Genomic DNA, 505 nt, shown 5'->3' with positions numbered 1-505 from the left:
CTTTAACGGCACCGATACCGTGACCTATACCGTCAGTGACGGCGCCGGCGGGGTGGTCACCGGGACGCTGACCATCACCGTGACGGCGGTGAACGATGCGCCGGTGGCGGGCGCGGATACGGCGACCACCGCCGAGGACACCCCGGTGACGGTGAATGTGCTGGCGAACGACAGCGATGTCGATGGTAATCCGCTGACGGTGACCGCGGCGACGGCGGGCAATGGATCTGTCGTCATCAATGCCGATGGCACCCTGACCTATACGCCCAACGCCAACTTTAACGGCACCGACACCGTGACCTATACCGTCAGCGACGGGGCCGGTGGCGTGGGTCACCGGCACGCTGACCATCACCGTGACGGCGGTGAACGATGCGCCGGTCACCGGTAACGACAGCGCCACCACGGCGGAAGACACCCCGGTGACCGTCGATGTGCTGGCAAACGATGCTGATGTGGACGGCAATCCGCTGACCGTCACCGCCGCCACCGCCGGTAACGGCAC

2 protein-coding genes are annotated in these 505 nt (G+C 65.9%); both read left to right on the top strand.

Going from position 1 to position 505, the window contains the following annotated elements; all coding sequences use genetic code 11:
• Positions 1-391 (top strand): Ig-like domain-containing protein (locus tag DXXMK7_RS00080; protein ID WP_038917312.1); only part of this gene is annotated, 391 nt, incomplete at its 5' end.
• Positions 324-505, top strand: a 182-nt coding sequence (locus tag DXXMK7_RS23220; RefSeq protein ID WP_152490634.1) for an Ig-like domain-containing protein, incomplete at its 3' end; no start/stop codon positions are given. The genes DXXMK7_RS00080 and DXXMK7_RS23220, both read left to right, overlap by 68 nt.

The organism is Dickeya sp. MK7 (assembly GCF_000406305.1).
GTDB classification, from domain to species: Bacteria; Pseudomonadota; Gammaproteobacteria; order Enterobacterales; family Enterobacteriaceae; genus Dickeya; species Dickeya fangzhongdai.
The sequence above is the reverse complement of the archived record's forward strand: the minus strand, read 5'-3'. Positions and strand labels throughout refer to the sequence as shown.